This window comes from Actinosynnema sp. NPDC023658 (assembly GCF_040639995.1).
Lineage (GTDB): Bacteria > Actinomycetota > Actinomycetes > Mycobacteriales > Pseudonocardiaceae > Actinosynnema.
The window spans coordinates 1-5860 of sequence record NZ_JBFAAX010000363.1; the positions used below are offsets into that span (position 1 = coordinate 1).

Below are 5860 nucleotides of genomic sequence, written 5' to 3' on the forward strand. Positions count from 1 at the left end.
GACCGCGCCGGGCGCTCCGGGTGGCGCACCGCAGTACCAGCAGCCGCCCGGCACGTTCCAGCAGCCGGTGCGCAACTACCCGCCGCAGCCGCCGCAGCAGCAGCCGCCGCAGACGTTCCAGCAGCAGTCCCCGCCCCCGCCGCCGCCCGCGCGCCGCCCACCGGTGGACGACGACCCGGACGAGGGTGGCTCGATCTTCCGCAAGGACACGTGGTGACCCGGGGAGGAGGGACGTTCGGACGCCCCTCCTCCCCGGTCCGCTCCTAGGTGAGCCGGTAGGCCCGGATCACCGAGTGCTCGAACGTGTTGCCCCTGCTGTCGGAGCCCTTGGCGCGCAGCGAGGCGTAGCCGCCCGGCCTGCCGGCGTTGCGCACGAGCGCGGCCCCGCCCACGACGGGCACCGCCGACCACGTCCTGCCGTCGTCGAACGACACCTCGACCTCGACCCTGCGGACGCGGCCGTTGTCCGCGCCCTGCTGTTGTTCCACCTCCAGCGGGAGGCGCAGCAGGCGTCCGGCGGGCGTGCCGCCGTCGGCGTCGAGCCGGGGCGTGAACCGCACCACCGACATCGGCAGCCGGTGCAGCGGACCGGCCGGCGTGGTCTGCGAGCGGAACGTCCACGCGCCGGTGACCCGCGAGGTCAGGTCGGTGACGCGGGCGGCGCGGACGACGTCGACCTCCACCCGGTACCGGGCCTCGCCCGGCGGCACGGCGAACTGCCCGCCCGGCTCCGGCACCTCCCCGACCTCGACGCCGTCGCGGTAGAGGGCGGTGCGCGCGGACTCGTACCGCGAGCCGCCCAGGTGGTCGGCGGCGTCGTTGAACAACGGCACCTGCACCACGAGCTGGTCCTCGACCCGACCCAGGTAGTCGAACCCCGACGCCGGCAGACCCGGCCCGAACACCGGGAACGCGAACCGCTCCCGCCCGCGATCACCCGGGCGGTACTCGCGCTGGGGTGACGTGTAGTTCGCGATGAAGTCGGACTGCTCGTGGACCTGCAAGTACCGCCAGGTCCAGATCACCCCGTCGGTGTTCACCCGGTCGATCGCCGCGCCGCCCGGCCGCACCGGGAACAGCACCGCCCAGCCACCGGACCCCCTGGACGTGCTCGCGTTGCCGCCGAGGAGGAACTCGTCACCGGCCGGACCGGGTCCGAACGCCGACCGCACCTCGGCCAGCTCGCGCGCGGCGGGCGCGCGGACGAAACCGGTGGGCACCCGCCCCTGCCGGGCCCACGCGAACCGGTGGTGCACCGGGGTGTCGCCGTCCGGTGTGCCCTCGAACTGGGCCCCGATCACGACGTCGAGCTCGTCGGCGGGCAGCTCCGGGCCGACGTGGCCGACCGTCAGGCGCTCGGGCAACCCCCCGAGGAACGCCACGCCGAACCCGGCCCGGTGGCCGCCGGACCTGCGTTCCAGGTTGAAGTCACCGATGGCCGGCACCGCGCCGGGATCGGGCGGGGTGATCCGGACCGGCCCGGCGGTGCGGGCGTCGAGGGTGACGTGCGTGGTCGCGGTGACCGGCAGCGAGGGCTGGGCCAGCACGGCGAACCGGGCGTCCGCCTCGTCGCCGGTCAGGATCTGCGCGTAGACCAGGTACTCGCCCTTGGCCAGGCGGGTGGTGACGGTGTTGGCGGCGTTGTCGAGGAGGATGAACGCGTTGTTGTCCACACCCATCAGGACGGCGCTGTAGAACGTGGGCGCCCGGCCCTCGGCGTCCAGGAACGTCGTGGTGACGTCGTAGCTCTCGACACCGCGCTCCGCGCTGACCGGTGTGCGCACGGCGTCGCCCGCAACCACCGTGCCGGAGAACGCGCCGTCGACCGTGCCGACCCTGGTGTCGGCGGTGACGGCCACCGTCGCCTCCCCGCCCGCGGGCACCGTGACGGTGGTCGGGGTGACGGTGAACAGGCCGGTGGGTGCCGGTCCGCCGTCCGGGCCCCTGGCGTCGACGGACACCGGGAACGTCACCGGCGCGGTCCCGCTGTTGCGGTAGGTGACTTCCTCGGTGACCGGGGTGTCGTCCTCGTGCGGCCACGCCTGCGATCCCAGGGCCAGGCTCGGCGGGTCGGCGGTGACGGTGGTGGTGATGGCCCTGGCCAGGTCGACGCGGCCGGCGCCCTGGTCGAACGCGGTCAGCGCCGGGTTGCCCTTGGCCGACGCCATGAGGGCGGCCTTGATCCGCGCGCCGGTCCAGTCGGGGTGCTGCTGCGCGATCAACGCGGCGGCCCCCGCGACGTGCGGGGTGGCCATGGACGTGCCGGAGAGCGCCACGTGCGTGTCGTCCACCGGGGTGCCGATGCTGCCGGTGGCGGCCTTCGCCGCGACGATCCCGACGCCCGGTGCGGTGATGTCCGGCTTGACCGCGCCGTCCCCGACCCGCGGTCCGCGGCTGGAGAAGGACGCGATCCCGTCGTCCCGCTCGACCGCGCCGACGGTCAGCGCCGCGTCCGCGCTGCCCGGGGAGCCGACCGTGCCCGGCCGGCCCGAGTTGCCCGCGGCGATCACGAACAGCGCGCCGCTGCGGGCGGACAGCGTGTTCACGGCTTCTTCCAGCGGGTCGACCTCGGGCGAGTCGTAGCCGCCGAGGCTGAGGTTCACCACGTCCGCGCCCTGGTCGACGGCCCACTGCATCCCGTCGAGGATCGAGGACTCCGAGCAGCCGTAGAGGACGCACACCTTGCCGTCGAGGATCCGCGCGTCGGGCGCGACACCCCTGTACCTGCCGCCGCCACTGGCGATGGTCGAGGCGACGTGCGTGCCGTGGCCGTCGACGTCGGTGGCGTCGGGGTCGTCGGTGAAGTTCCGCTCCGCGACCTCCTTGCCCGCGAGGTCGGGGTGCGCGCCGTCGACCCCGCCGTCGAGGACGGCGACCTTGACGCCCTGCCCCGTGTAGCCGGCCTGCCACGCCGTCGGTGCGCCGATCTGCGCGGTGGACCGGTCCAGGCTCGGGTGGCGGATGCCGTCCAACCAGACCTTCTCCACACCGGGGTCGTCCACCAGCGAGTGGAACGCCGCGGCGGCCTCGGTCTTCACCGCCCGCACGGCGACCGCGTCGACGGCGGGCAGCTCACGGGTGACGTGCGCACCGGCGGCCCGCAGCGCGGCGCCGTCCCGCCGGGTGACGATCAGCGGCAGGGTGTCGCGCGCGGTGTCGTCGTAGCCGTCCTCGACCAGCCCGGTCACGTCGAACAGGCGCAGGTCGAGCCTGCCCCCGGCGACCGCGTCGAGCGCGTCGCGCGGGACGACGTGCAGCCGGCCGTCGCGGTGGAACGTCTGGAAGCCGACCCGTTCGCGACCGGGTCCGGGGCGGAACGAGCCGACCGCGGCACCGCTGAGCACGACCTGGTCGCCCGTGATGAGCGTGACGGTCGGCGCGTCGCCGGTGTGCCGGTCGGGCCGGGCGGGTCGATCCGGTGTCGCGGCGGCAGCCCCTGTCGCGGCGGCAACCCCCGTCGCGGCGACAACCCCCGTTGCCGTGCCCGCCACGAGCCCGGCCGCCAGGACGGCCGCTCCCCACCCGATCCCGCGCCTTCGTGATCTCGTCAACACAGATACCTCCCGAATCTGGTTGTCCGCGTGGTGTGAACGCGCAGTCGGAAGACGCCGCCGGCTCACGGTGCGGCGAAGAACCGGAACGGTCGAAGCCCCCCAACGACTTCGACGCTATCCACCCCTCAGGGTGAGGTCAGCCACTCATGGTGGGGAGTTCCGCCCTCGAACGGGCCAGCGGCCGTCACCGAACGTCGGACGCGGGGGAGAGGTGGCGGCCGCACGGGTGAACGCCCCTCGCCGCACGTGATCACTCAGTCGATCTTGCAAGCCCCGGTCGCGGTGGCGCCCCGGCTCAGCGGAACAGGCGGTTGCTCACCGGGCGGTGACCGAGCCGTCGGCGCCGACCGAGATCCCCGCCTGCGGTCCACCGGCGGGGCAGTCCGGACCGTTCGGGTGGGCCATCGCGGGCGTCACCACGACCCGGCTGTCCACGACCGCGGATCCGGACCGGTCCAGCAACCGCAAGGTCACCGTGACGGGCCTCGCGGGCAGCTCCGGCACGTCCGCGAACCCGTGCTTCCCCGTCGTCGGCTCGGAGCTCGCGCCGCACGAGTCGTCCGGGCCGGTGCCGGTGCAGGTCGTGCCGGCGATCCTGCTCGACGGGTTCAACGCCAGCGACGGGGTCGCGCAGGAGCCGTCCCAGCACACCTCGATCGAGCCGGACACCACCCCCGGGTGCGCGATGTCCACACCGACCCCGACCGGCGTGCCGATCGCCGTGCACGCCACGTCACCGCCCGCGCCGAACACCCCGCACCCCGTGGCCAGCAACAGCACGCTCAACGGCCAGACCTTCACTCCCCGCCTCCCCGGCGCCACCAACGCGACTTCTTCGGAGGCTCCTTCCGCCTCAACTCGCCCCGCTCGACGGCCCACTCCACGAACCGCGCGGCGTCCTCGCGGAACCGCGTGCCCACCTCCTTGGGGTGCGCGCTCGCGTAGGCGTCGAACAACGGCCGGAACCGCTCGCCCAGCTCGACCGCCACCTCGGGCCGCAGCATCTCCACGATCCCGCGCCGCTTGTTCAGCAACGCCCGCCGCTCCACCCGCAACCGCTGCTCGTCGAACCCCGCGGGCGGCGACCCGCCGGCCAACAACGCCCGCAACAGCTCGGCCTGCGCCGCACCCACCCGGTCGCGCTGCGGCTGCGTCACCCCACCACCGCCCGGATCGCGGCCAGCTCCGCGGCCAGTTCCGCGTCGGCCGGGTAGTCGTCGTCCCGTTCCAACAGGACACCCGGCGGGTCGACCCGGGAACACAGCTGGGAGAGCACGTCGAGCACCTCGGGCAACACCGCGTGGGCGTGCGTGTCGTGGTAGACGCCGTGGTGCTCCTCGCCGCCCGCGACGTGCACGTAGGCCAGGCGTTCCAGCGGGATCTCGTCCAGGAAGCGGGCCACGTCCGTGCCGAGGTTGCGGGCGTTGGCGTAGAGGTTGGCGACGTCGATCAGCAGGTGGCAGTCCGTGCGATCGACCAGCTCGGCCAGGAACTGCCCCTCGGTGAGTTCGCCGTCGGGCCATTCGAGGAGCGCCGCGACGTTCTCCAGGGCCAGCGGTACCGGCAGGTCCTGCTGCGCCGCTCTGACGTTGGCGACGAGCACGTCCAGCGCGTCGCGGGTGCGGGGGAGCGGCATGAGGTGCCCGGAGTCCAAACCGCCCGCGCGGACGAAGCAGACGTGGTCGGAGACCAGCGGGGCGTCCAGCGCTTCGGCCAGGGAGGCCAGGTGCGCGACCCTCTGGGGGTCGACCGGCTCCGCTCCGCCGAGCGACAGCGAGACGGCGTGCGGGAGCACCGGGACGTTGCGCTCGCGGAGCAGGAGGACGGACTCGGGCAGGTGCTCGACGTGCAGGTTCTCCGCGACCACCTCGACGAAGTCGACCCCCGGCAACTGTTCGACGGTGAGATCGATCTCCGCCCGCCAGCCGATGCCGACACCCAACTTGTCCACGTGCCACCCACCTTCCACTCCGTTGAGCTGCCGATCTTCGTTCCGGTGCCGGCCGGACACGATCGGGTGATCGTGGCAGATCGTCATCCAGAAAACGCCGTTATCCATCCGCTCGAACGTCGGTTAGAACAAATAAGGAGCCCCGCCAACCCACCCGACTCTGTCCCTCCACCCGCCACACCCGCCACCACCCCGCCGCCGCACCAACCCACCACCCCGCCGCCGCCCGAGCCATCACCGCCACCACGGCCATCGCCGCCCGCCCGACCACCGCACCTCCCGTCACCACCGTCCCCCGGCCGCCGCCCACCCGACCAACATCGCCACCCGGCCACCGCTCGACCCGGCCGCTGCC

4 protein-coding genes and 1 pseudogene are annotated in these 5860 nt (G+C 73.8%); 1 reads left to right on the forward strand and 4 read right to left on the reverse strand.

Annotation, left to right across the window (positions count from 1 at the left end; genetic code table 11):
• Window positions 1-217 (forward strand): annotated as a pseudogene (locus AB0G02_RS26405) (hypothetical protein); the annotation flags it as partial.
• A 46-nt stretch (window positions 218-263) separates the two neighbouring features.
• Here AB0G02_RS26405 and AB0G02_RS26410 read toward each other — a convergent pair.
• From AB0G02_RS26410 to AB0G02_RS26425, 4 genes are all read right to left on the reverse strand, one after another.
• Window positions 264-3551, reverse strand: a complete 3288-nt coding sequence (locus AB0G02_RS26410) for a S8 family serine peptidase (protein ID WP_360798555.1) — start codon at window positions 3549-3551, stop codon at window positions 264-266.
• Between the two features lie 318 nt (window positions 3552-3869).
• On the reverse strand, window positions 3870-4334 hold the full coding sequence (locus AB0G02_RS26415; protein WP_360798564.1) for a hypothetical protein: 465 nt from the start codon (window positions 4332-4334) through the stop codon (window positions 3870-3872).
• A gap of 17 nt (window positions 4335-4351) precedes the next feature.
• Window positions 4352-4711: a hypothetical protein gene (locus tag AB0G02_RS26420; RefSeq protein ID WP_360798558.1), complete on the reverse strand. Its 360-nt coding sequence runs from the start codon at window positions 4709-4711 to the stop codon at window positions 4352-4354.
• A complete protein-coding gene (locus AB0G02_RS26425; protein WP_360798561.1) occupies window positions 4708-5505 on the reverse strand; it encodes a DUF692 domain-containing protein in 798 nt (265 codons plus the stop codon). The genes AB0G02_RS26420 and AB0G02_RS26425 overlap by 4 nt, the downstream gene beginning before the upstream one ends.
• Between the last annotated feature and the right edge of the window lie 355 nt (window positions 5506-5860).